Below are 3654 nucleotides of genomic sequence, written 5' to 3'. Positions count from 1 at the left end.
CGTATGAAAAGTGGGGCAGAGCAAACATTGGTTCAACATTATTTGGATCGTTTTTCTAAAAGTTCTGGTGCTGTAGGATTTCATTTAAAAAAGTTACACGAGATATCAGAAAGTCGTGCTCAAACAGCGCGTCAGCGTATGGAGGAAGAGGGGAAGAGACTCATTGAATTTTTGCCTGAAAAATATCAATTAATTGTGTTAGATGAGCGCGGAGAGTCGATTTCTTCAGCTGCTTTTGCTGAAAAATTAGGGTTTTATCGTGATGAAGGCATTCGAGATGTCATCATTGCTTTGGGGGGGCCAGATGGGCATAATGAACAGATAAGAAATCGTGCTGATTTTCTTTTATCTTTTGGTTTTATGACGTGGCCACATCAAATTGCGCGCATTCTTCTTGCAGAACAACTTTATCGTGCTGTAACAATTGCAAATCATCATCCGTATCATCGTTTTTAATATTTTTGTGCAATTTTTAGTACTTATTTATCTATTTATTAATATTGTTTTAGCCGACACCATTTAAAGCATCTTTAATGTATACGATGAGCTGTAATGGTTGTGCAAATGAAAAAGATTCTTCATAAAAAGATGCAATATTTATATGGGGAATGCGTGATATTTGTGGTACTACTCTTGAGTATGTTTTTTTGCTTTTCTGCATCGCATGCGGAAGATACAATGAGTAGTACGGCGGCACATAAAGCATTGGGAGAAATTCGCCAAAATATTTCACTTTCGCGTGAGCGTGTTACTATTCTTACGCGTCAAGTTGAGCATTTAAAAAAAGATCAACGTGTTTTGAGTGATGCACTTATAAAAGCGGCTAAAGAAGAACGTACAGTAGCAGATGATATTGCTAAAAGGGAAGAAAAGCTTAAGAAAATGATAGAACAGCGGGTACAAGTCTATCAAAGTTTAAAAAGTCGTCGTGCTGAATTTGCGGAAGTTCTTGCAATTTTGGAACGTATGGGATTGAATCCCCCTCCTGCTCTTATGATACAGCCAGAGGATGTGTTGGTTTCTATGCGTAGTTCTGTTTTATTAGGCGCTGTTATTCCTCAAATGCAAGAGAAAACACGAGATTTAACAGAGAAACTCAAGGAGTTGACCAATTTAAGCAATTCCATTACCATGGAATATACGGTATTAAAGACAAAACTGCAAAATCAAGCAGAGCAGCGAAAACGTCTAGAGCTTTTATTAGACAAAAAAAACAAGCTACAAGAAAAATCAGAAAAAGAACTTACAGAACAGCAACAAAAAAATATTTCTCTTGCTAAAAAAGCGCAGTCTTTGGAAGAATTGATTTTAGAGCTTGATCGTCAGTCAAAATTTAGCTCTGATTCATCAATACAGGTACGGAAAAATTTACAATTGTTAGAGCAGTCGAATTTTGAAAGCCGAAAAGGTTCTTTACTTTTCCCTGTTTCAGGAAAAAGAATTCGATTTTCTCATAATAATTCGCAGATTACGCGCTTTGGTGAAACGATTGAAACAGAGTCAGGTGCTGTTGTTATATCACCTGTGGATGCTTTTATTGCTTTTGCTGGGCCATTTCGTTCTTACGGACAGTTAATTATTCTCAATGTTGGAAATGGTTATCATATCATTCTTACCGGAATGTCGAAAATTAATGTAAAACAAGGGCAGTTTGTTCTTTCAGGGGAACCTTTGGGTATGATGGAGATGCAATTTATTGCGAATAGTGTTGCATTGGATATAGGCAAAACTGCTCCAATGCTTTACATTGAGTTTAGAAAGCAGGGAAAACCTATAAATCCAACTCCTTGGTGGCAGACTGAAAAAACGAGAAGGAGCCAAAATGATTCGTAAAGTTATTCTTTTGGTCGCTGGGGTATTGCTCGGCGCCAGTTCAATGATTATGGTGCAGTCTGTTGCTGCAAACAATGAAGGTAATGCGTATAAGCAGTTGGCTATATTTGGCGATATTTTTGAACGTGTTCGTATGCAGTACGTGACGGTTCCAGATGATAAAAAGCTTATCGAAAATGCTATCAATGGTATGCTTACATCGCTTGATCCCCATTCATCTTATATGAATGCTGAAGAAGCCAAGGACATGCGGGATTCTACGAAAGGAGAATTTGGCGGTCTTGGTATTGAGGTCACTATGGAGAAAAACTTAATTAAAGTTGTCTCTCCAATGGATGATACACCTGCTTCAAAAGCAGGTATTTTATCAGGAGACCTTATTTCAAAAATTGATGACGTACAAACGAATGGTCAAACATTGAATGAAGCTGTTAATAAAATGCGAGGGGCTCCTGGAACGCCAATTACCTTGACAATTATTCGTTCTGGCGTTGATAAGCCATTTGAAGTTAAGATTGTTCGTGATATCATTAAAGTGAAAGCGGTGAAATATCGCGTTGAGGGTGACATTGGATATTTGAGAATTATTCAGTTTTCTGAGCAGACATTGGGTAATCTTCTAGCGGCAATTAAAGATATCCAATCTCAAATTCCTGAAGATAAATTAAAAGGTTATGTCCTTGATTTACGGCTTAATCCTGGTGGGCTTTTAGATCAAGCTGTTAATGTTTCGAGTGCTTTTCTCGATAAAGGTGAGATTGTGTCGACTCGTGGGCGCAAAAAGAGTGATGTGACGAGATTTGATGCGAAGCCAGGTGATGTCACCAATGGAAAGCCGCTCATTGTCCTCATTAATGGTGGTTCGGCAAGTGCTTCTGAAATCGTTGCAGGTGCACTACAAGATCATCGCCGTGCAACAATTTTAGGGACGCAGTCTTTTGGTAAAGGATCTGTTCAAACAATTATTCCTTTGGGTGAAAATGGGGCTTTACGCTTAACAACAGCACTTTATTACACGCCATCTGGCACTTCTATTCAAGGAACAGGGATCACACCTGATATTATTGTAGAGCAACCACTCCCTGAAAAATATAAGGGTTATGATGTAAAAGTTGGTGAGTCTGCATTAAAAGGACATATCAAAGGGAAACGGGAAAGTAATAAAGGCTCTGGTTCAGCTGCTTTTGTTCCGAAAGACCCTAAAGAGGATATTCAATTGAATGAGGCTTATAAACTGTTACGGGGTGAAATGGCAAATGCAGCATTCCCACCAGATCCCAATAAGGATATATTAAAGTGAAAAATGATATCTATAGCTTGCACTTTTGAGGAATATTAAATGGATGCAGGTATTAATTTAAAGGCTCTTCCTTATCGCAAATGTGTTGGGATTGTTGTCTTTAATCATGAGGGTAAAGTTTGGGTTGGGCGTCGTTTAATGACGCCTGTTCATGCAGATATTGAAATATCTCATCGTTGGCAGCTTCCTCAAGGAGGGGTTGATGAAGATGAAAAGCCATTAGATGCGGCATATCGTGAACTCTATGAAGAAACTGGTATTCGATCTGTAAAGTTGATTAAAGAAGCACAAAATTGGTTCTGCTATGATTTTCCACAAGAACTTGTTGGGTGCACATTAAGCAATAAATATCGTGGGCAAATGCAAAAATGGTTTGCTTTTCAGTTTACGGGAGAGATTTCTGAAATTGCCATTAATCCGCCGCCAGAAGGCAATAAAGCGGAATTCGATCAATGGAAATGGGTTGATCTAGAAACCCTTCCTTTAATTGTTGTTTCTTTTAAAAAGCATGTTTATATGAA

The 3654-nt window shown here is 38.3% G+C and carries 4 protein-coding genes; all 4 read left to right on the top strand.

All coding sequences use genetic code 11. The features are described from left to right. Window positions 1-456, top strand: a 456-nt coding sequence (gene rlmH, locus ACFIO3_RS10080) for a 23S rRNA (pseudouridine(1915)-N(3))-methyltransferase RlmH (RefSeq protein ID WP_375704396.1), incomplete at its 5' end; no start/stop codon positions are given. A gap of 96 nt (window positions 457-552) precedes the next feature. Next, entirely contained in the window at window positions 553-1833 is a 1281-nt protein-coding gene (locus tag ACFIO3_RS10075; protein WP_375607999.1) for a murein hydrolase activator EnvC family protein, read from the top strand. Then, window positions 1823-3133, top strand: coding sequence for a S41 family peptidase (locus ACFIO3_RS10070; protein WP_375609170.1), 1311 nt, complete (start codon window positions 1823-1825; stop codon window positions 3131-3133). The genes ACFIO3_RS10075 and ACFIO3_RS10070 overlap by 11 nt, the downstream gene beginning before the upstream one ends. Before the next feature lie 39 nt (window positions 3134-3172). After that, the coding region (locus tag ACFIO3_RS10065; protein WP_375704395.1) for an RNA pyrophosphohydrolase at window positions 3173-3654 on the top strand (482 nt) is incomplete at its 3' end.

The sequence above is a fragment of the Bartonella sp. AD328YNZD genome (assembly GCF_042196425.1).
The sequence above is the reverse complement of the archived record's forward strand: the minus strand, read 5'-3'. Positions and strand labels throughout refer to the sequence as shown.

What these genes read in the sequence shown, in the direction of transcription:
- ACFIO3_RS10075 (WP_375607999.1), top strand. Translation starts at nt 553, where the DNA reads ATGGTTGTGCAAATGAAAAAGATTCTTCATAAAAAGATGCAATATTTA.
- ACFIO3_RS10070 (WP_375609170.1), top strand. Translation starts at nt 1,823, where the DNA reads ATGATTCGTAAAGTTATTCTTTTGGTCGCTGGGGTATTGCTCGGCGCC.